The sequence below is a fragment of the Fictibacillus phosphorivorans genome (assembly GCF_001619875.1).
Taxonomy (GTDB): domain Bacteria; phylum Bacillota; class Bacilli; order Bacillales; family Fictibacillaceae; genus Fictibacillus; species Fictibacillus phosphorivorans_B.
In genome coordinates, this window is sequence record NZ_LRFC01000009.1 from 21914 (window position 1) to 41509 (window position 19596).

The 19596-nt window shown below is 38.7% G+C and carries 23 protein-coding genes; 20 read left to right on the plus strand and 3 right to left on the minus strand.

Annotation, left to right across the window (positions count from 1 at the left end; genetic code table 11):
- Positions 1–32 precede the first annotated feature (32 nt).
- The 10 genes from AWM68_RS07380 (at position 33) to AWM68_RS07420 (ending at position 10086) form a co-directional block, all read left to right on the plus strand.
- Complete coding sequence (locus AWM68_RS07380) at positions 33–641, plus strand: TetR/AcrR family transcriptional regulator (RefSeq protein ID WP_066239357.1); 609 nt, start codon at positions 33–35, stop codon at positions 639–641.
- A 237-nt stretch (positions 642–878) separates the two neighbouring features.
- Positions 879–1424: an RNA polymerase sigma factor SigX gene (gene sigX / locus AWM68_RS07385; protein ID WP_066239360.1), complete on the plus strand. Its 546-nt coding sequence runs from the start codon at positions 879–881 to the stop codon at positions 1422–1424.
- On the plus strand, positions 1411–2586 hold the full coding sequence (locus tag AWM68_RS07390; RefSeq protein ID WP_066239363.1) for a hypothetical protein: 1176 nt from the start codon (positions 1411–1413) through the stop codon (positions 2584–2586). Before sigX ends, AWM68_RS07390 begins: the two co-directional genes overlap by 14 nt.
- A 114-nt stretch (positions 2587–2700) precedes the next feature.
- Complete coding sequence (locus tag AWM68_RS21860) at positions 2701–2916, plus strand: hypothetical protein (protein ID WP_231868390.1); 216 nt, start codon at positions 2701–2703, stop codon at positions 2914–2916.
- Positions 2917–2924: 8 nt separating this feature from the next.
- Positions 2925–3158, plus strand: coding sequence for a C40 family peptidase (locus tag AWM68_RS21865; RefSeq protein ID WP_231868391.1), 234 nt, complete (start codon positions 2925–2927; stop codon positions 3156–3158).
- Positions 3159–3668: 510 nt separating this feature from the next.
- Entirely contained in the window at positions 3669–6698 is a 3030-nt protein-coding gene (locus AWM68_RS07400) for an efflux RND transporter permease subunit (protein ID WP_066239366.1), read from the plus strand.
- 124 nt (positions 6699–6822) lie between these two features.
- On the plus strand, positions 6823–7788 hold the full coding sequence (uvsE, locus tag AWM68_RS07405; RefSeq protein ID WP_066239369.1) for a UV DNA damage repair endonuclease UvsE: 966 nt from the start codon (positions 6823–6825) through the stop codon (positions 7786–7788).
- A gap of 175 nt (positions 7789–7963) precedes the next feature.
- A complete protein-coding gene (locus tag AWM68_RS07410) occupies positions 7964–8689 on the plus strand; it encodes an SDR family NAD(P)-dependent oxidoreductase (protein ID WP_066239375.1) in 726 nt (241 codons plus the stop codon).
- Positions 8689–9714: an S-adenosylmethionine:tRNA ribosyltransferase-isomerase gene (locus AWM68_RS07415; protein ID WP_066239378.1), complete on the plus strand. Its 1026-nt coding sequence runs from the start codon at positions 8689–8691 to the stop codon at positions 9712–9714. Before AWM68_RS07410 ends, AWM68_RS07415 begins: the two co-directional genes overlap by 1 nt.
- Before the next feature lie 9 nt (positions 9715–9723).
- Positions 9724–10086: a VOC family protein gene (locus tag AWM68_RS07420; RefSeq protein ID WP_066239380.1), complete on the plus strand. Its 363-nt coding sequence runs from the start codon at positions 9724–9726 to the stop codon at positions 10084–10086.
- Here AWM68_RS07420 and AWM68_RS07425 read toward each other — a convergent pair.
- Positions 10083–10823: a metallophosphoesterase family protein gene (locus AWM68_RS07425; RefSeq protein WP_066239384.1), complete on the minus strand. Its 741-nt coding sequence runs from the start codon at positions 10821–10823 to the stop codon at positions 10083–10085. The two genes, AWM68_RS07420 and AWM68_RS07425, sit on opposite strands and share 4 nt — an antisense overlap.
- 244 nt (positions 10824–11067) lie before the next feature.
- Between AWM68_RS07425 and AWM68_RS07430 the strand changes: the two genes are divergently transcribed.
- From AWM68_RS07430 to AWM68_RS07445, 4 genes are read left to right on the plus strand one after another with little or no spacing between them, the layout of a single operon-like run.
- Positions 11068–11469, plus strand: coding sequence for a VOC family protein (locus tag AWM68_RS07430; protein ID WP_066239387.1), 402 nt, complete (start codon positions 11068–11070; stop codon positions 11467–11469).
- A gap of 6 nt (positions 11470–11475) precedes the next feature.
- Positions 11476–12033 carry a signal peptidase I gene (lepB, locus tag AWM68_RS07435; RefSeq protein ID WP_066239390.1) on the plus strand — a complete coding sequence of 186 codons (558 nt, stop codon included), beginning with the start codon at positions 11476–11478 and terminating at the stop codon, positions 12031–12033.
- 51 nt (positions 12034–12084) lie between these two features.
- Positions 12085–12582 carry a DNA-3-methyladenine glycosylase I gene (locus tag AWM68_RS07440; RefSeq protein WP_066239393.1) on the plus strand — a complete coding sequence of 166 codons (498 nt, stop codon included), beginning with the start codon at positions 12085–12087 and terminating at the stop codon, positions 12580–12582.
- Positions 12583–12630: 48 nt separating this feature from the next.
- Positions 12631–12966 (plus strand): L,D-transpeptidase, encoded by a 336-nt coding sequence (locus AWM68_RS07445; protein WP_066239396.1) that lies wholly within the window; start codon positions 12631–12633, stop codon positions 12964–12966.
- A gap of 19 nt (positions 12967–12985) precedes the next feature.
- On the opposite strand, the gene AWM68_RS07450 is transcribed toward AWM68_RS07445, so the two are convergent.
- Together AWM68_RS07450 and AWM68_RS07455 are read right to left on the minus strand one after the other, a co-directional pair.
- Positions 12986–13282, minus strand: coding sequence for a hypothetical protein (locus tag AWM68_RS07450; RefSeq protein WP_066239399.1), 297 nt, complete (start codon positions 13280–13282; stop codon positions 12986–12988).
- A gap of 18 nt (positions 13283–13300) precedes the next feature.
- Positions 13301–14560 carry a helix-turn-helix domain-containing protein gene (locus AWM68_RS07455; RefSeq protein WP_066239402.1) on the minus strand — a complete coding sequence of 420 codons (1260 nt, stop codon included), beginning with the start codon at positions 14558–14560 and terminating at the stop codon, positions 13301–13303.
- A gap of 223 nt (positions 14561–14783) precedes the next feature.
- On the opposite strand from AWM68_RS07455, the gene AWM68_RS07460 reads away from it, so the two are divergent.
- From AWM68_RS07460 to AWM68_RS07485, 6 genes are all read left to right on the plus strand, one after another.
- Complete coding sequence (locus tag AWM68_RS07460; RefSeq protein ID WP_066239405.1) at positions 14784–15686, plus strand: hypothetical protein; 903 nt, start codon at positions 14784–14786, stop codon at positions 15684–15686.
- A 76-nt stretch (positions 15687–15762) separates the two neighbouring features.
- Positions 15763–16167, plus strand: coding sequence for an NUDIX hydrolase (locus tag AWM68_RS07465; protein ID WP_066239410.1), 405 nt, complete (start codon positions 15763–15765; stop codon positions 16165–16167).
- Between the two features lie 51 nt (positions 16168–16218).
- Entirely contained in the window at positions 16219–16521 is a 303-nt protein-coding gene (locus AWM68_RS07470; protein ID WP_066239413.1) for a hypothetical protein, read from the plus strand.
- 31 nt (positions 16522–16552) lie between these two features.
- Complete coding sequence (locus AWM68_RS07475) at positions 16553–17488, plus strand: magnesium transporter CorA family protein (RefSeq protein ID WP_066239416.1); 936 nt, start codon at positions 16553–16555, stop codon at positions 17486–17488.
- Between the two features lie 187 nt (positions 17489–17675).
- A complete protein-coding gene (locus AWM68_RS07480; RefSeq protein ID WP_066239419.1) occupies positions 17676–18881 on the plus strand; it encodes a D-alanyl-D-alanine carboxypeptidase family protein in 1206 nt (401 codons plus the stop codon).
- 156 nt (positions 18882–19037) lie between these two features.
- Positions 19038–19520, plus strand: a complete 483-nt coding sequence (locus AWM68_RS07485; RefSeq protein WP_066239422.1) for a DinB family protein — start codon at positions 19038–19040, stop codon at positions 19518–19520.
- Positions 19521–19596 lie beyond the last annotated feature (76 nt).

Sequence of the window (19596 nt, forward strand, 5' to 3'; positions counted from 1 at the left end):
TTAGGAAGACGTGTCAAAATGGAGGAAGCATCATGCCTAAAGTTTCAGCTCAGTATAAAGCAGAGAAACGTAATCAGATTCTTGAGAGCGCCTTAAAATGCTTCGGTGAAAAAGGGTATCAAGCTACGATTATTGATGATATTGTAAAAGACTCGAATATTAGCAAAGGTGCAATCTATAACTATTTTGCCAGCAAAGAGGAGATTTACCTGCAGCTGTTAAAGCAGCGTACAGATCGTTTTTTTGAAGATATGGATCAAGAGAACGCTTCTCTTACAAGCGCTAACGATAAACTTGCTAATTTGTTTAAACGTTTTAAAAAGCAAGAGTTAAAAGAAGATGATCAGCAGACTATGAGAGTATATATTGAATTCTGGCTCTATGGCTCGAGGCAGGATGATTTGAAGTCCATTCTTGCAGAAAGATACAATAGGTTCATTGATTACATCGTTAACATTATCAGTGAGGGTCAAGAAGCTGGAGAAATAAGTGAAAAGCTAGATCCGCAGAATATCTCGCGCATCTTTTGGGCTATTCGTGATGGTAATGTTCTTCATTATTCGTTTTTAGGAGAAGAAGAGCAATATCGCAACGCGTGGGATACGATAGAAGAAATGTTTTTAAGCTATGTAAAAAAATAAAGAATAGTGAGCAAAGCATAGAAAACAGCCAATCAAAAAGACACCTTTATCTGGTGTCTTTTTTTAATTGATGACTGATTTTGTCTAAGCAGAATTTCTTTTGTTGGTAATTATCGACAAATTGGTCCTATCGAGATAGGCAAATTAAGAGTAGACTAAGAAGTAACATGTTTGTAATGTAACTTTTTATGAGTAAATACGACTACATAATTACATAGAGACAGGGGGCCATCCGAAGTGAAAGAAACGTTCGACCGATTGTATGACGAGTATCATGCTGCTCTATTTCAATTTCTTTTTTATATGGTACGAAACCGTGAATCGGCAGAAGATCTTGTACAAGAGGTTTATATCCGGGTATTAAACGCTTATGAAAGTTTTGAAGGCAAGAGCTCAGAAAAAACATGGTTGTATTCTATCGCCAGGCACGTGGCCATTGACTGGCTGAGAAAACAATCAAGACGCAATAAACGATTTCTATTTTTTGATATCAAAGACAGCGAGAATGTACTGCGAGACCAGGATCCCCTTCCAGAAGAGTTAGTTGCAAAAAAGGAGTCTTATCGAGATTTATATAAAATGATGAAAGGCTGTTCACTCGATCAGCAGCAAGTCCTTGTACTTCGGTACATTCAGTCATTGTCAATCTCAGAAACTGCGCAAATTTTAAGTTGGACCGAAAGTAAAGTAAAGACCACCCAGCACCGGGCTATAAAAGAATTGCGCAAATGGTTGGATCAGCAACCGGGCCTGGAGGAGGAATTGAAAGATGGAACCAATTAAATGGAACGATGAAAATATTGAACAGCATCTTAAGTCTATGCCCCCTATAAAAGATCGCCAATCCAAACAAGAGCTCTTTCTTAAGGTCCAGGCAAAGATTGAATATAAACAGCCAAAAGGAAAAAAACTTCCCACTTGGAGCCTTCCTGCACTTGCCACAGCATGTGCGCTTGTATTATTTGGCATCTTCGTTCCCGACCTAATGAAGAACGGCGGTCAAAAGATGGAGAATTCTAACATGGCACAACACGATGGGGATATGAAAGCAAAAATGGCTGATGATTCTGCGGGTGGTAAGGATAAAAATCAGGTAGGTCTTATGAAAACTGAAAGACTTGCTGCCTATCATTCTCCTCTTTTGAAAAAGGATATTGATTCATCCAATAAAGACTGGGTAACAATAGGTTATTTGGATGAACAGGCACAGCTTGTTATACCTGTTAGTTTTTTAACGGATAAAGATTATTATTTAAATAAGGTCAATGACCAGCTTCAAAAGTTTAAGCCAAATGATGCTGGTTTAACAGAAAGTCCTCTCATTAAAGCTAAAATAACAGAAGAGGAAGAAACAGTTATTGTAGATTTCCCGCAAGGAGCGGTACTTGAGTCAGAGGAGCCATTGTTAAAGTCATTAATCTCAATAACATTTGCTAACAGTGGGCAAAAAGCAAAGGTCGAATTCAGAACAGATGGGCAGCCAGGCTATGAGTTTCCACGCTTTGGTCCGGCTAAAGAGTGGGATCTAGCCGTTCCTGGAGCTCCACACTACCGATACGATGCACCATCAAATGATGCTTTTATTGTTAGTCTGTTCTCAACAGGCGAGGAGGCAGATCGTCTGCCAAAGGAGTTTAAAGACGCTCTTGAAATGATGGATGATGAACAAGAGCGCGGACTTAAACCGCTTTTGCCTAAGAATATTACTTTTGGTGTAAAAGAGATCAATAAAGATTATGTAGAGATTACTTTTCCAGATTCGATTAAGCTCTCAGCCGACGATACAGAAGATGTAATGATGATTGACGCCATTCTCTTAACGGCTGAAAGTTATGGATATGATTCTGTGAAATTTATGAATACGAAACTAGATACAATCGGTCCCTACCATCTAGATAAACCGATTGAAGGAGTAACTGGAACTAACTTTTATCATTACCAATAGATTGTCGAAAAAGGCTGCAATTTGCAGTCTTTTTCTTTTGGTCAGAAAGTAACTTTGCCCCTCAGCCCATCGACTAATAGAGTGTAAGAGTTAATTAAAGAGAGGATGTTAAACATGAAACGTATTTTAGTAGCTTTTGTTTCATTAGGGCTCGCAGCCATGTTGATCTTAGGCGGTGTATCAGCAGCTAAAGCATCTCCATCTTATGACCAAGAAGTAACAGAGACAGCCAAACTCTATAAAGGCACTCCTTTTAAATGGGGAGGAACGACACCTAAAGGGTTGATGCTTCAGGTTTTACAAAATATATCTACAAAACAACCGTTGTAAACAAGAACTTGCCACGAACGTCCGCTGAACAATATAAAGGCGGGAAAGCTGTTGCAAAAGGAAATGAAAAACTGGGAGATCTTGTTTTCTTTAAAACCAATGGGAAGAGTGTTTCATTTGTAGGAATCTATATGGGGAATAAAGAGTTTATTTCGGCCACTTCTAAAGGGGTTCGGATTCAGTCTCTTAACACGAAATATTGGAAAGATACTTATGTGGGAGCAAAGAGATATTTACCATAGTTTCAATGTCAGGTACTAAAAAATTGTAGCTCAAAGCTCCTTTCATTCTCATCATTGAAAGTTAATTGGAGTGTAAGGTGTGAGACTCTCGGCTAGGACAGGCGGGCAGTCCGAAAAGTTAAAGTGGCTCGTTCAGCCCCGACATGCAAAAGGTGAATGAGCTAGGAAGGCGCAATTTGCCTTCTGGATCATTTAACTTTTGACCTCGAGGGGCTAGCCACTGCAACTAGACAGGTGAGACACTTAAGAGTGAAACGTACAAATGTGGCTCACCGTCTGCCCCGCGGAAAGCGAAGCACCTGAAACTGAAATTAACTAGCTGAAGTCGATTTAATGAACTGTCCTCGCGTTGGGCAGTTTTTTTGTAGGAAATTTTCTAATTTTGTATATTTAGTAAATATTTTCAAATGTTACTTGTTTTTCCTTGTTTGGCATACTACAATATCCAAGTATTGTATTAAAAGCAGGCCTTATTTACTAATAAAGGCAGCAGGGGATGGAGGAAGGGAAATGTTGAAACTGACTTGGTTTTCTTTAAAAAATCGCTCAGCCATCGTGATTATGTGTTTGTTGATTTCTGCATTAGGGGTTTATGCAGGACAGCGCTTACCGATGGAGTTTTTGCCGAGCATTGATAATCCGATGGTTACGGTCACGACCTTAGCAGATGGAATGGATTCAGAAACAATGACTGATACCATTACAGCACCGATGGAACAAGATCTTCGCAATATAAAAGGTGTTGATACGGTTACATCTGTATCTGGACAAGGAATTTCAAGAATTGATCTAACGTTTGATATGGACTCAGATATGAAAGAAGCAGCTACAGAGGTGGAACGGAAGACAAACAACTTTCCACTTCCAGAAGGGGTCAACAAACCTTATGTCATTCAGTTAAACACGTCTATGATTCCGATTATGGATCTTACACTTAATAAAGACGGTGCATTTACAACAGAAGATTATAAGCGGATTGAAGAAGAAGTCATTCCACAGCTTGAAAGTGTTGAAGGGGTTTCAGATGTGGCGTTATACGGAAAAGCGACTCGTGAAATAACCTTGCAGCTTGATAGCTCTAAGCTTCTTGAGAAAAAAGTAGCAGCGCCACAGATCATGGCTGCATTTCAAGGAAAAGATGTATCACTTCCGGCAGGAGATGTAACGCTTGAGAACAAAACGAACACGCTCAGAGTAGTGGGTGAGATGAAAGACTTGGAAGCATGGAAAAACGTTGCTGTTGCTCCAGGTGTTCTATTAAAGGACGTAGCAGAACTAAAAGATGAGCAAAGCTTAGAATCCTTTACACATGTTGACGGAAAAGACGCTATGTATTTGTCTGTTACGAAAGAAGCGAGCGCAAACGCCGTTCAAATCGGCGATGATGTACGTGAAAAAATGAAAGAAATCAATAAGCAATACGGTGATTCGTTCAAACTGAATGTTTTTTACGCAACATCAGACTCTGTATATGATTCAGTCATGAGTATGGCAAAAGAAGTGGCATTAGGGGCTTTATTCGCATCCGTTGTTATCCTGCTTTTCCTTCGACACTTTAAATCAACGGTTATTGCCGTTATCAGTATTCCGCTTTCTATTTGTTTAACGCTCTTTTTGCTGCACCAATCAGGCATCACACTGAACGTGTTAACGCTTGGTGGTCTAGCTGTTGCAGTCGGGCGATTGGTAGATGATAGTATCGTAGTGATTGAAAATATTTTCCGTCGCTTACAAACGGGTGAACGCTCAAAAGAACTGATCGTTGATTCAGTGAGAGAAGTAGCAAAGGCAATCACCTCCTCAACGATTACAACGATTGCTGTATTTTTACCAGTTGGACTTGTCGAAGGCGCACTTGGCGTTTTCTTCCTGCCTTTTGCACTAACGATGGTATATTCTCTTCTAGCATCATTGCTCGTAGCTCTGACGGTTGTTCCTTTAATGAGCTACAAAATGCTTAAAAACGTTAAAGAGCATACGGCAAAACCGCCAAGACGCTACTTGAACATTTTGAATTGGTCATTGAATCATAAATGGATCGTAAGCGGCATTTGTATCATGCTTTTCGCAGGATCTATCGCACTTTATGTGGTGATGCCTGCAGGATCAATGGCATCTGCTGATGAGAGTATGGTGAATGTAAGCCTTGAATATCCAGAAGATACGTCGCTCGATACTGTAAAATCAGGCACATATAAACTGGAAGAATATATTAATAATTCTGATGACGTAACAGCAAGCTACTCACAGGTTGGTGTTTCGAGTGAAATGGCTCAGTGGGGAGCAGCTCAAGGAAATAATATTGCGAGACTTGTTGCTAAGATGAAAAAAGGGGCAGACACCGAAAAGTTTGTAGAAGAAATTAAAGCATTACAGAAAGACTATGCACCTGCTACCATTTCAGCGGGTATGGCTAGCATGATGGGTGGAAGTTCAGACGCCATCTCACTTAACATCACGGCTGAAAAACAAGAAGATCTGGCTCCAATGGCTGAAAAGCTTACGGCAGACCTTAAGGACGTTAAAGGTCTTGAAAATGTTCAATCTAACAATGAAGATCTAAAGAATGAATGGATTTTAAATATTGATCAAGTTAAAGCACAGGCAGCAGGCTTAACACCAGCTGAAGTTGCACAGCAAGTTAGAGGTTTGACAGGAAAGAGTCCAGTTGGACAGATCACAATTGACGGTATCAAGCTTCCCGTCATGATGAGTTACGATTTAAGTGACGTTAAAAATCGTGATGATTTATTGAAAACAACCATTCTTTCGCCTATAAATGGACCTTTAGCATTAAAAGATGTAGCAGACTTGGAGCTTCAACCTGCAAAGTCCCAAATTTTCCGTAAAGACGGCAAAGAATATTTGCAAGTCACAGCAACCATCACAGATCAAAACGTCAAAAAAGTAAATGCGGATGTAGCCACAATTCTAAAGGGGATTGAAAAACCAGCGGGTGTTTCAGTTGCTTTAGGCGGAGTTGGTGAAGAGATGAATGAACAGTTTATGGACCTATTCTTAACGATGGGAGCTGCTATTCTGATCGTATACTTAATTATGGTGATAACATTTGGTCAGGCGCGCGCACCATTTGCAATTCTTTTCTCGCTTCCATTCGCGGCAGTGGGTGCCGTGTTAGCACTTGTAATTACACGGATTCCAGTCGATATCTCCTCACTGATCGGAGCATTAATGCTGATTGGGATCGTTGTAACCAATGCGATCGTGTTCATCGACCGCGTCCAGCAGCAGCGTGAAAAAGGATTAAGTGTAAGAGAATCTATATTAGAAGCGGGCTCAACCCGTTTACGTCCAATCTTGATGACAGCAGTTGCCACGATTTGTGCGATGCTACCATTGATGTTTGGCGAAGAAAGCGGCAGTCTTGTATCTAAAAGTTTAGCAATCGTGGTGATCGGCGGTCTGTCTGTATCAACCCTTCTGACCCTCGTTGTTGTTCCAGTGATCTATGAAATGCTCGCTAATATTGGAAATTTATTTAGACGTAAAAAGAGAAAGCAGGCGGAGAAAGCGGCTTAATCGTTTTGCAATGAGACCACCTAATGCTGGAAAATGGCATTCAGGTGGTTTTTTATTGGGCTGATTTGGTTAAATTCCACCTCAAAAAGGTCATACTGTTAACGATGAAAATGAGGTGTAAGAGATGACCATTATTAAACTTGGATTTGTAGCGATGAGCATGGAACTGCAGAATGCTTCTCCATCAAAAACGATGACGTATAAACAGTTCAGCCAGCTTCAAAATAGAGAAGCGGGTTTAAGAAAACTAGAGCGCATATCGCTTGCCAATATAACCAATACGCTTAGGGTTTTAAAGCATGCAGTGGCAAATGATGTTACCTTTTACCGTATGACATCCCGCATTATTCCGCTGGCGAATCATAGTGAACTGCTGGATTGGGATTATATAAGTCCTTTAACAGACGCACTTCATGAAATGGGACAGTACGCTAAACAACATAACATGAGATTGGATTTTCATCCTGACCATTTCGTGCTGATTAACTCTCCGAAAAAAGAGGTTTTAAAAAACTCGCTTAAAACGCTGCAGCTTCACTATAAACTATTAAAAAATATGGGAATCGACACAGAACATCGGTGCGTGATGCACGTCGGGGGGAATTATAAAGAAACAGATGTGGCTCTTGAAAGGTTTGTGCAGAACTGGGGAAGTGTTCCTTTACCTATTCAAAAGATGATCATGCTTGAGAATGATGATACGTCTTTTTCAATGGCTGACGCTCTATATCTATGTGAAAAACTTCAGATTCCACTTGTTTTTGATTATCACCATCATTTGGCTTTTAACCTGGATGCAGACTGGGTGCAGCACTGGCAACGTGTAGTGGATTCATGGAAACGTTCGCCACTTCCATTAAAGATGCATATCTCCAGTCCAAAGAGTGAAAAGCAGTTCAGAAATCACTCAGACTTTGTAGATGTGGAAATGTTCTTTGACTTTTTAAAAGAGGTTAAAGGCAGCGTTGACGAGATCCACTGCATGATCGAATCGAAGAAAAAGGATTTAGCCCTTTTTCAACTTATGAGAGAAATAAAGGAAAGATCAGACGTTGAGATAATAGATGGAGCGTCATTTCGACTTAAGTAAACCTTTGCCCGGGCAGAGGTTTTTTTTTATTTTCCGGGAAATTTGTCGAAAAATTTGTGAAACAAAGAGATTGACGAAACAAAATTCATAAAACTATAATTAAGATACTTAGTAAACAAAAATGTATAAAAAGTATATGATAAACAAAATCAATTAATCTTGAGGAGGAAGAAACATGAAAAAAGTAGCAATGATTACAGGAGCATCAAAGGGTTTAGGGAAAGCCCTTACACACTATTTTGCACGTGAAGGATATAACTTAGCCATCTGTTCAAGAAATGAAGAGGCGATTGGAAATGTAAAAAAAGGAGCGGAGAAGCTTGGAGCGGATGTTTTAGCCATACGTGCAGATATGTCTAAAACAAAAGATGTAGAGCGGTTTGTTGCACTGACAGAAGAGTATTTTGGAAAAATCGATGTCTTGATCAATAATGCTTCCATTCTAGGACCTAGCCCAATGCCTTATTTACTCGATTACCCAGAGCAGGATTTTGAAGAAGTTCTCAGGGTAAACACGATTGGGCCTTTTCTCGTGACAAGAAGAGTGCTTCCGATCATGCTTCAAAAACAGAAAGGCAGCATCATCAATATCACCTCTGAAGCAGGGGCAACAGGATATGCAGGTTGGGGTGCGTATGGCATATCAAAATTTGCACTTGAAGGATTAACCGAAACTTGGGCAGACGAAGTAAGCGAGTCAGGTGTTCGTGTCAATATGGTTGACCCTGGAGAAATGGATACTGATATGCATAAGCTTGCAGTACCGGATTGCGATTATGGACTTGCAAAGCCAGAAGAGATCACAGCAGTATTTGGTTACTTAGCATCAGACGCATCATCACACATCACCGGAAAGCGTTTTGAGGCTCAGTCCTTTCAATTAGAGGGGAGTGAATTCTAATGGAATCAGCTATGAAGTTTGAACTTCCAGATGAACTAAATGCAAAAGAGCCACCAGAAAGACGGGGATTACGCAGAGATTACGTGAAGATGATGGTGCTCGACAAAACCACAGGGCAAACCAATCACACGCAGTTCTATCAGTTGGATCGCTTTTTGAAAAAAGGAGACCTGCTTGTACTTAACGCAAGCCGCACCGTTCCTGCGGTTTTAAAAAGTATAAAAGAACAGGACGGAACAGAGGTCGAAGTCAGGCTTGCTCACAGAAAAAATGATTCCATATGGGAAGCGCTCCCCGTAAGTGGAAGTGTAAAGAAGGATGACGTGATTCGTTTTTCGCCGACATTAACAGCGACGATTATCGAGCAGTCCGATCATACACCTTTTGTTACACTAGCCTTTAATTTATGCTGCTCCTCACTTTTTAACCAGATTTATGATTTAGGAGAGCCCGTAAGGTACGAGTACATTGAGGAACCTTGGAATCTCGATTACTATCAAACGGTTTTCGCTACAATACCAGGTTCTGTTGAAATGCCGTCTGCCGGTCGGGCATTTAGCTGGGAGTTGCTGTTCCGTCTACAAAAAAAGGGAGTGAAGATTGCTTACATTACACTTCACACAGGACTTAGTTATCTGCTTGATGACAAGTGGCATAAAGGACCTGATAAGAACTTTGAAAACTATGAAGTTCCAAAAGAAACAGCCGAGCTTATTTTAGAAACGAAGCATGCAGGTGGTAGGATAATCGCAGTAGGTACAACGGTCGTAAGGACTTTAGAAACCGTTGCAATTGAAAAAGGAATGCTGCAGGAAGCAAGCGGCTGGACCAATCTTTATATAACGGAAAATACGAAACTGCAAGTGTGTGATGGCTTGATAACCGGCATGCATGAACCAGAAGCGAGTCATCTTCAGCTGCTGTCGGCATTCGTTGATCGTGAAAAGCTGTATAACGCGTATACCGATGCCATTCATCAACGCTATCTCTGGCACGAGTTTGGCGACATGAATCTCATTTTGTAGGGATTCATTATGCTGCATCATGTTGGAATATACGTAAGTGACTTAAAACGGTCTAGTGAGTTTTATGAGTTGATCTTACCCGTTACAGAAAAAGAAAAACTAATCTGGAATGATACCGAGCTGCTTTTTTTAAAAGGCGAGGGGTTTCAGATAGAACTCATCCATGCAGCAGCACTTGAACAGGCTTACACACATATCGCATTTAGTGTCACCTCTGTAACTGCTAAGATCAACGAGTTGAAGCAAAAAGGAATAACGCCAACAGAAGGACCTTATGAACTTCCAAACGGATGGAAAACCGTATTTTATGAAGATCCGGATGGTGAAGAAATAGAATTTATATGTACGACAAAGCTCTTTAAGAAACTCTAACTATGAAAAGCTTTTATTAAAAACTCTCTATCGGGTACTTGTAGCAAGCGATATGCTTTAAATAGATTTCTGCGGTCGTAAGGTACAGATTTGAATTCAATATGAAGTGTATCATCATCAGCATAAACGAGCGCATACCGGGCTAGAGCTTGAGCGTTACATCCTAATGCCCCAGGATTAACAAATTGTGTATGATCAATTTCAAAATGATGAACGATGTGATGGTGCCCAAATCCTATAAAGTCATAGGAAAGCGAGTGCCTAAAAAGAGCATGCATAGATTCAGAGTTGGGTTGACTAATAATGGGCATGAAGGGATCTTCAGAAATGGGAGATTCCTTTTTTCCTTTTTTAAAAGAATAATGGGTAATAAGAAACCGGAAATTATTCTGCTCAAATTTCAGTTCACGAGGAAGTTTACACAGCTGGTTAGCATATATATCTTGAAGATGATTTGCAACCCACTGATGATGCTTCTTAGCATGAAAATGGCTTTCTGGATAAGGGAGACCAAACTTCAATGTAAGAACCGCCTCGTCATGATTACCAGTAACCAGATCTATAGAGGGAAGATTAAACAAAAGCTCTAACACTTCGTTCGTAAAAGGTCCAATTCCAATCATATCGCCTCCACATATAAAGCGGCTTGCACCATTTGCCATAGCATCATCAACCACTGCTTGTAATGCATCTATATTTCCGTGAATGTCGGTAAAATAAGCAAAAAGAAACTTCAAAATATTCCCACCTTTGTGTTGTTATGAATTATTATAAAAGAGGGCTAACCCTGGTACAACAAGAAAGCTAAATGTCGCGATACATAAGTGCTGTTTGATAGGCAATACCAGGCATTCCAATGAAAATAAAAAAATAAATAAAACGATTGGCAGGAAATAAAGGATAAGCAGCGTAAAAGAATTCTTATACACGATTTAGGTTTTAGCTTTTGTTTGATTAATAAATACTAGGAGAAAAAATGAAATGACAACTCCAGAAGGATTTCATCATATCGAAATAAATGTTCATAACTTAAAAGAGACAAGAGACTTTTATGATTGGCTGATGCCGGAATTAAATTATTGTCTTTTTCAGGAATGGGAGAAAGGATTTAGCTACAAAAACGGTTTTGCATATCTTGTATTTACACAAACTGATGATGAATATAAAGAAATACCTTTTCATCGGAAGCGTTCAGGACTTAATCACCTGGCCTTTTGGGCTAAATCACGTGCGCACATAGAGCAACTTCGTGTACAATTGAAGAAGAAAAATATTTCCTTTTTATATGAAGACAAGTTCCCTTTTGCAGGGGGAGAAAGTCATTATGCTTTATTTTTTGAAGATCCAGATCGATTAAAAATTGAAATCGTGTCGCCGAGGTGATCAGATATGATTGAACAGGAAAAAGAAACCAAGCAGAAAAGTGAATGGGTCAGTTGGTTTAAAGCAATCGGGTTTGCATTAGTTTTTGTTTTCATTACAAAAGCCTACTTCTTTGCGCCGTACATGGTAGAAGGAGCTTCGATGTCACCTACTTTACACGATCAAGAAAAGCTATATGTTAATAAAATTGTTTACGCTTTTTCTGAACCGAAAAAGGGAGAAATTGTCATTATAAAAGGTGACGATAAACGTTATGTGAAACGGATAATCGGTGTTGAAGGAGATATCATTCAAATGAAGAGTGATGTTCTCTACGTAAACGATAAAAAAGTAAAAGAATCGTATCTGCAACAAAACAAGTCAGAAGCAAAAAGTCTGGGAGTGTACTTAACGGAGGACTTTGGCCCGATAAAAGTGCCAAAAGGCAAAGCTTTCGTTATGGGAGATAACCGCCTAAACAGTATGGATTCGCGAAACGGTCTAGGTTTGATCGAATTAAACTCAATTGAAGGCCGGTCAGAAGTCGTCATTTACCCGTTTTCTGAAATGCGGGCAACTCAATAAAAAAGTGCAGCCACGCTGCGCTTTTTATTTTTTTATAAAGGAGTATATTCAATGAATCGATGCAAGTGGAGTGAAGAGAGTGAGATGCTGCAGCATTACCATGATAATGAATGGGGGAACTGGGTTGTTGGTGACAATAAGCTGTTCGAGTGCTTAACATTAGAGTTATTTCAGTCGGGTTTAAGCTGGAAAACCATTCTTCACAAACGGGAAAACTTTAGAAAAGCATTCTTAGAGTTTGAGGTAGAAAAGGTAATGCAATTTACAGAAGAGGACATAGAGCGATTACTAGAAGATGCGGGAATCGTAAGACATAGAAAAAAGATTGAAGCGACGATTGAGAATGCGAAAAGGGTAATTGAAATAGTTAATAAGTTTGACAGCTTTGCAGAGTTTCTAGATCAACTGCCTGCAGATAAAGAAGCAAAACAAAAAACACTGCAGAGGACTTTTAAGCATGTCGGGTTAACAACAGCAGAAAGTTTCCTGGAAGCAACGGGAAGAATTCCTGCTTCACATAGTGAGCAATGCTTTATGGTATCTAAATAAGAGGCATTTCAAACTTGTCCTGCATAAGCTAAAGCGGGAGGTATGACGATGCCTTATGAGATCTATATTTCAACAGCAAGAAAAAGACTTGCCCTCGTAAAGGATGGGAAAGTCATCAAACGCTATCCCATTGGAGTAGGGAAGATGCTTACACCGACACCAACTGGAACATATACCATTATCAATAAAGCACCTAATCCAGGCGGCCCATATGGAGTGATGTGGATGGGACTTTCAAGGCCGCACTACGGCATACACGGAACAGATAACCCATCATCCATAGGAAAATACGTATCTAAAGGGTGTGTGCGCATGCAGAACAATCACGTATTAGAACTATCCAAATTGGTGCCGATTGGGACGAAGGTGGTTATAAGTGCATAAAAAATATAACCCTGCGGGGTTATATTTTTGTTTTCTTATATGAATTTGGTTGAGGATTGTCTTCAATTACTAATCTGTATGAATTTGGTCGAGGATTTAGTTCAATTGCTAAATTTAACTTTTGTGAGTTCGGTCGAGGATTTAGTTCAATTGCTAAATTTAATTTTTGTGAGTTCGGTTGAGGATTATCTTCAATAACAAGTTTTTGATTATTAGGTTGAGGATTATCCTCAATAGTATTTACTAGTATAGAATCATTTAAAGTAGTAATTAAAAGCACCGAAATTAGTGAACCGAAAATAAGAATTTTTTTCAATGTTGTTACCTCCTAATTTTAATAAATATTTTTCCTAGCATTGTTAGCAATTCTATAATATAAACTAGCTTTCTTGTATTGACCTTGTTCAAAGTAGATATCAGCTAATAATTCAGAGTGAGTTGCTTCATGTTCCAAAATACCTTTTTCCTTAAAAAAAGGAATTGAGTCTCTGCTTAAAAATTTAGTAAATTCAGGGTCTTTTTCGTTTCCAGTTACCTGGAACTCTAGCTGTTTTAAATGGTAATATACTTCGTGATTGGAGTTTACTATTTTAAGTCCTTGATAAATTAATTCTTTAGCTTCTTTGATTTCACCAACTATATAGTATTCAGTTGCAAGTAAATATAAAGTTCCTGCGGTATTATGAATGGTACCGCGGTCTTCTTTATATATTAAACTCTGTTTAAGGTAATCTATAGCTTTATAATGTTGATTTTGACAAGCAGCCACATAACCAAGATTATGAAGTATAACTCCACTAGTATATTTATCTTGAAAGACAGTAGAATATTTTAAAGCTAAATTCAAATGATACTTTGCTTTTTCATAATTTCTTGCTCTTCTATAACTTAGACCTAACAGGATTTGACAATCAGCACTTCTTGAATAACAATATTCTCTATCAAAAATTCCAATTGCTTTGTATGCATAGTTAGCAACAGAACTTATATGCAATAAATAATTGTGAGTGAGACCTAAAAAGTAATAGACAGTGGCAGCCTCTATATCAGAAAGGTTTGAGGTTTGATTAAATTGTTTATCAGCTTTCTCAAAAAAATCTAATGCTTCTTGGTATCTACTAATATAGTTAGAATACATTCCGTTAAATGTATAAAAATAAAACTTTAAATCATTTGGTAATTGTTCAAATAACTCATTTACCTTATTAAGCTCATCTTTAGCTAAACTTAAATTAGGGGTACTTTGAACTAAATAGTAGCGTGCTTTGAACAGCTGGTATCTAAGTAAAAGGTTTGGTTGGCTAATACCTTTCATGTTTTCGTTAACTTCTTGAAATGTTGCCTCAGCCTCATCAAACTGCCTATTAACCATCATCATATTCCACTCATTCAACATCTCTAGGATCTTACTCTCATCCACTTCCTCAGGCGAAATACCTAGACGTTCACAAAGCATGTTAATGACTTCTTCGCTTGATTTGGCGTCCCCTTTCTCAATTTTGCTCAAGTATGAAACAGAGCAAATTCCCTGTGCTAGTTCTTCTTGGGTTAGGCCTTTGGTTTTCCTATAATATCTTATTCGTTGACCGACCATAAAATCCCCCTTTCAGAACTTGGGAAAATTGTCATGCAATACCCCCAATAAACAAGTACCTATCCTACTATTTTTCCCAATACAGAATAAATGGATTGTTTGATAAGATAAATATAACAGAAAATACTAAGTTTTTGCTACAAATTGATAATTTTGAAAAAACGTTTTACATAAATCCTATGTCAACGTGGGACCGGCGTCAAATTCGAAGGGAGAGAGTACTATGGCCAAAATGTATAAATTATCATCACGAGCTGCAGAGAAGAATCAATCGCTGTACGTCTCACATGATCCTGAACAGGCCGGGAATGTAGTAAGAAATGAGGAAGGTGCTTTTGCCTACTCCGACGTATTCATGGACAAACAGAAGAACTACTGGTTTTCCAAAAAGGTAGAAGATCAATCAAACGATCATAAAATCTTCATTTTTGACTATAAGAACGGCTGTTTAAAATCACAAACCGTTAAAGGGCAACCTAACTTTTATGAATTTGATCCGTGTGTCGTTGTAGCTTGTGAGGGTGATGGTTCTAAAGGCTCAGTTTTGATTTTTTCGAAAGACGAACCTGAACTCATGAAAGAATGGAAAGTGAACGGGTACTTGTGGGAAGTTGAGATGAACCAAGATGTTCTGTATATTTCCTCTTATATCGTAGAAGAAGATCAAGCCGTTCTGTATATCATCCGCAATGGTAAGAAAAAACGAATAAACCTTGGAAGCAACATGGCACCTACTGATATTTTATGTCATGAGAATCTTGTGTACGTTTCCGGTGCACCTGTACTAAACGGAGATCCTAAGAAAATCATGGTATTAAATGAAAAGGATAAAGTTGTTACAGAATATAAATTGTCTATCTCGCCTCGTGCATTATACCAGGTAGATGACCAACTGCTTGTATATGAACTGGACTTGGCGACGGGTAAAAGCGAGCGGATCGTATATATTGATATGAAGACAGGAGAACAAAAGGAACATGAAATTCCTCACTCGAAAATCGTTGAGTGCACAAATGATTCTCTGTCACTTTTAGAACAAAACAGTAAAACGCTATACATTTGGGATCATTGTAACCGAAGAATCGTAAACACCCAAAAAGTAGCAGATCAATCCAAAGTCATATAATTGTTGAAAAGTCCTGTGTTGCTGCACAGGACTTTTTTATTGCTTTAAGAAAATAACAGGAGAGGGGGGAGATGGAATGAAGTGGGAAGGTACAAGCTGTATTTGTGTGCATGATGGAAAGATTTTAATGGTCTTACAGGGAACACCTGAAGAAGAGAAAAAGTGGAGCGTGCCGTCTGGTGGAAGAGAAGGTAACGAAAGTCTTGAGGCATGCTGTATTCGTGAAGTATGGGAAGAAACGGGTTATGTGATTAAGATTATTCAGAAACTACATAGTAAAGAGGGAGTTTCACAGGGAATTGATTACAAGGTGCAATACTTTTCAGCTGAAATGATTGGCGGATCCTCTGTTATTCAAGATCCCGATGGTTTAATTTACGAAATAAGATGGGTATCCTTGGAGGAGTTAGACACCCTTGTTTTGTCTTTTCCTGAAGACCGGGAAGTATTGTGCAGCTACTTGTCTCAAGTAAAGATTTAACTGAAGGTTTACCTTGTCACTAAACGGGAAATCTATTTGGAGGGAAGTACAGTGGAAGCAGTTTTCGCTACAAAAGAGGATCTTAATCGTTTACTGAATTGGTGTAATGATGCTCCCGATTATCAAAAATATCTTTCTTCCTATATAAAAGATCGTGATGACACGGCTGTCGTAATTTTAAAAGATGAGCATGAATTAGCTGCGATAGGCTTACTAAAGATAATGACAACGGAAAAAACAGGCTCGATTTGGATATATACGAAAGAGGCCAATTACCAAAACCATCCCGAAATGATACAGACGTCACTGAAATGGTTAAGGCAGAAAGGCGCAAAGAACTATACCGTCATATAAATACAATACAAAATAAAGGATGGATCAAAAAATGGAACAGACCAGTGTTTATGGTTGGAAATGGTACCGTCATGATTCCCATAATGATACCATTCAACAACTAATATCTAATAACAAAGGCTGTAAGAATTGGTTAACAAATATCCAAGAAGAAAAAGTAAATTATTTGCGCATTGAAAGAGAAAGTAACGGCGATCCCATTGTTAGAGGTTCTTTAACATACAAACAAGATCCTGAAAATCAATCAGACTTCGAAATTTTTCATTTTTATATAAGACAACAATCCCTCATCACGGTAGGGCTGGATCTTTCTCGAATAGAGGGTGAGTACAGAGAACCATGTGAGCACTTAATTGTAGAAGAAAAGACGCCTGTAGAAGGGTTTATCATTCTATTAGGTGAGTTAATTAATTACTTCCTGGACGGAATAGACAAATTAGAGTTTAAACTGAAAGAACTTCAGAGAGATGTGCAGCAGAATAACCATACTACTCTATTGAACAGTATTTATGATCGCCGTATTGAACTGATTAACTGGAGTGATTTAACACTACCTGTTCATGAAACACAGATGGCCATTAAAGAAGCATTTCTCGATGAAATCACGGAAACGAAGGCGTATAAGAGAATTGAAACAAGAATTGATCGTACGACAACTCTTTTATCTCATTACAGACAAGACATTGACACCTTATTAAATTTAGAAGAGGTTCTTTCCTCACATCGCGGTAATGAGATCATGAAAACACTGACGGTATTTACCGTGATATTCACCCCGGCAATGGCGATTGGTGCAATATGGGGAATGAACTTTAAGAACATGCCAGAACTTGAATGGAAATTCGGATATCTGTATGCCATGATTCTAATTATTGCATCAACATTAGCTATTTACCTGTGGTTACGTATGAAAGGCTGGACAGGAGATTTATTAAGAGGAAAGAAAAATAAGAAGCATTTTGACTAAAGAAAACGTGGAAACGTACGATAATTAAAAGGAAACAGGCGAATTTTGTCGAACGGTATAAATTGATAAAAACGCCTGTTTTTTTATGGCAAAAATTACTGTATTTCATTTTGATTTCAACCATAAAAGAAAAGATAAATCATGCGAAGAGTTATGAAGATTAAATGACTAACGGGAGCGGAAAGAAATGAAAAAACTGAGCCTTTTTCTTGTTCTTACACTTATTATGCTTATGCAGACCCAATTTGTGGAAGCAACAGGTGAGAACACACCAGAAATAAAGAGCGAAAGCGCCGTAATGATTGATGCAAAAACGGGAGATATTTTATATCAAAAAAATAGCTCAGAACAAATGTATCCAGCGAGTATTACAAAAATCGTTACAGGCATTCTGGCTATAGAATCAGGCAAATTAGACGAGTCCGTTATCGTTAGCAGTGAAGCAGTCAAAGCTGATGGAACGCGTGTCTATCTACTTGAAGGAGAACACGTGCCATTAAAGAAACTTGTGCAAGGGTTGCTGATCAATTCAGGAAATGATGCAGCCATTGCCATTGCCGAATATGTAGCGGGTGATGTGGCTTCGTTTGCAGACCAAATGAACGAGTTTGCAAAAAAGGTAGGAGCAGATAACACCCATTTTGTTAATCCAAATGGTCTGTTTGATGTAGAACATTATACGACAGCTGAAGATATGGCGAAAATCACACAGTATGCGATGAAAAATGAGGACTTCCGTGAAATCGTGTCTACAAAAGAATTGCCTTGGGTAGGTGAAGGCTGGGACACGACTTTACGAAACCATCACCAATTATTGTGGGACTATCCAGGAACAATAGGTGTGAAAAACGGATACGTTGATGAATCGAAGCATACTCTTGTTACAGCAGTTTCCCGTGATCATTTAGATGTGATTATTGTTACGCTAAAAGCTCCAACAAGTCGTGCTGCTTATTGGGATACAATGGCGATCGGCGATTACGGATTTGCAAACTTTGAAAGACAAACCATCTCGGCAGGGACGATGATAGAAGCTGAAAATGGACAAGCATATGAGCTTAAAGAAGACTTAACCGTTACTTTGCCTAAGGGAGAAAAACCAATTCAGAACGTTACGGCAGATGGTGAATTGCAGCTAAAGGACTCAAGCGGCAATTTGCTGCTTACTCACACGCTTTTTAAAGAAAAGAAAAAAGCATCGGCAGCTGAAAAGGCTAAGGAAAAAACGGTTGAGGAAGTAGATTCATCCTTTATGCATAAGATTGTGAATACGAGTATTTTCTTATATTCTGGATTACTTCTGTTACTCGCTTTTCTTGTGATCTTACGCATGCGCAGCCAAAAACACAAAAATAGAAAAATGCGACATGTCGCTCGCAGTTATGTGAAATAAACCGTCATTAGGCGGTTTATTTATTTTTAGTAACTTTTGTGCTCGAGGCACACTTAACTTACAAAAAGAATTTCTGCAGGATTCCTCGAAGGAAAAAGCAGATAAGCTGAAGAACTTAGTAGGTGAAAAGATTATACTTTGCAGGAGGAAAAAGAAATGAATGCAACCGTTTCTTTAACAGAGACTTTATTGGAAGAATTATATGTTGTTGTACGAACGACGAAAAGTTTATTAGTAAAGGCAAATCCTTCTGTGTATGACTTTCGTCCAGCTGAGAATATGCGCTCTTTCTTAGAACTTGCAAACCACTTGGTTCAAATCCCGCATATAGATTTAGCGATTTTACAAGAGAGAACGGAAGAAGAAGTTCGCCTGTTGGAAAAAAAGTTATCTGCTGGAAACATAGCCGAACTGACACACGTTCTAGAGGAAGGATACCATTTAGTAAAATCGTACTTTTTATCACTCTCTGAAGAAGACTTTCTCAGAAAAGAAACAAAAGCGTTTTATGCAGAAAAAGGCGTAACACAAGCCAAGTGGCTTGTTGAAATTACAACGCATGCTTTTCATCACAGAGCACAGCTGTTTACATATTTAAAACAGACAAAACATGAAGTGAATATGTTTGATTTGTACTAAAAGCACTGGTATTTCCTACCGGTGTTTTTTTAGAAGCTCGACTTCTATTGTTTCTTCCTGTAGTATGGTTGGTTCA

Coding starts and splice junctions, on each gene's coding strand:
- AWM68_RS07460 (WP_066239405.1), top strand. CDS start 14,784: ATGGCCAAAATGTATAAATTATCATCACGAGCTGCAGAGAAGAATCAA.
- uvsE (WP_066239369.1), top strand. CDS start 6,823: ATGACCATTATTAAACTTGGATTTGTAGCGATGAGCATGGAACTGCAG.
- AWM68_RS07390 (WP_066239363.1), top strand. CDS start 1,411: ATGGAACCAATTAAATGGAACGATGAAAATATTGAACAGCATCTTAAG.
- AWM68_RS07420 (WP_066239380.1), top strand. CDS start 9,724: ATGCTGCATCATGTTGGAATATACGTAAGTGACTTAAAACGGTCTAGT.
- AWM68_RS07475 (WP_066239416.1), top strand. CDS start 16,553: ATGGAACAGACCAGTGTTTATGGTTGGAAATGGTACCGTCATGATTCC.
- AWM68_RS07380 (WP_066239357.1), top strand. CDS start 33: ATGCCTAAAGTTTCAGCTCAGTATAAAGCAGAGAAACGTAATCAGATT.
- AWM68_RS07415 (WP_066239378.1), top strand. CDS start 8,689: ATGGAATCAGCTATGAAGTTTGAACTTCCAGATGAACTAAATGCAAAA.
- AWM68_RS07430 (WP_066239387.1), top strand. CDS start 11,068: ATGACAACTCCAGAAGGATTTCATCATATCGAAATAAATGTTCATAAC.
- AWM68_RS07480 (WP_066239419.1), top strand. CDS start 17,676: ATGAAAAAACTGAGCCTTTTTCTTGTTCTTACACTTATTATGCTTATG.
- AWM68_RS07485 (WP_066239422.1), top strand. CDS start 19,038: ATGAATGCAACCGTTTCTTTAACAGAGACTTTATTGGAAGAATTATAT.
- AWM68_RS07400 (WP_066239366.1), top strand. CDS start 3,669: ATGTTGAAACTGACTTGGTTTTCTTTAAAAAATCGCTCAGCCATCGTG.
- AWM68_RS07455 (WP_066239402.1), bottom strand. CDS start 14,560: ATGGTCGGTCAACGAATAAGATATTATAGGAAAACCAAAGGCCTAACC.
- AWM68_RS21860 (WP_231868390.1), top strand. CDS start 2,701: ATGAAACGTATTTTAGTAGCTTTTGTTTCATTAGGGCTCGCAGCCATG.
- lepB (WP_066239390.1), top strand. CDS start 11,476: ATGATTGAACAGGAAAAAGAAACCAAGCAGAAAAGTGAATGGGTCAGT.
- AWM68_RS07410 (WP_066239375.1), top strand. CDS start 7,964: ATGAAAAAAGTAGCAATGATTACAGGAGCATCAAAGGGTTTAGGGAAA.
- AWM68_RS07445 (WP_066239396.1), top strand. CDS start 12,631: ATGCCTTATGAGATCTATATTTCAACAGCAAGAAAAAGACTTGCCCTC.
- AWM68_RS07440 (WP_066239393.1), top strand. CDS start 12,085: ATGAATCGATGCAAGTGGAGTGAAGAGAGTGAGATGCTGCAGCATTAC.
- AWM68_RS07465 (WP_066239410.1), top strand. CDS start 15,763: ATGAAGTGGGAAGGTACAAGCTGTATTTGTGTGCATGATGGAAAGATT.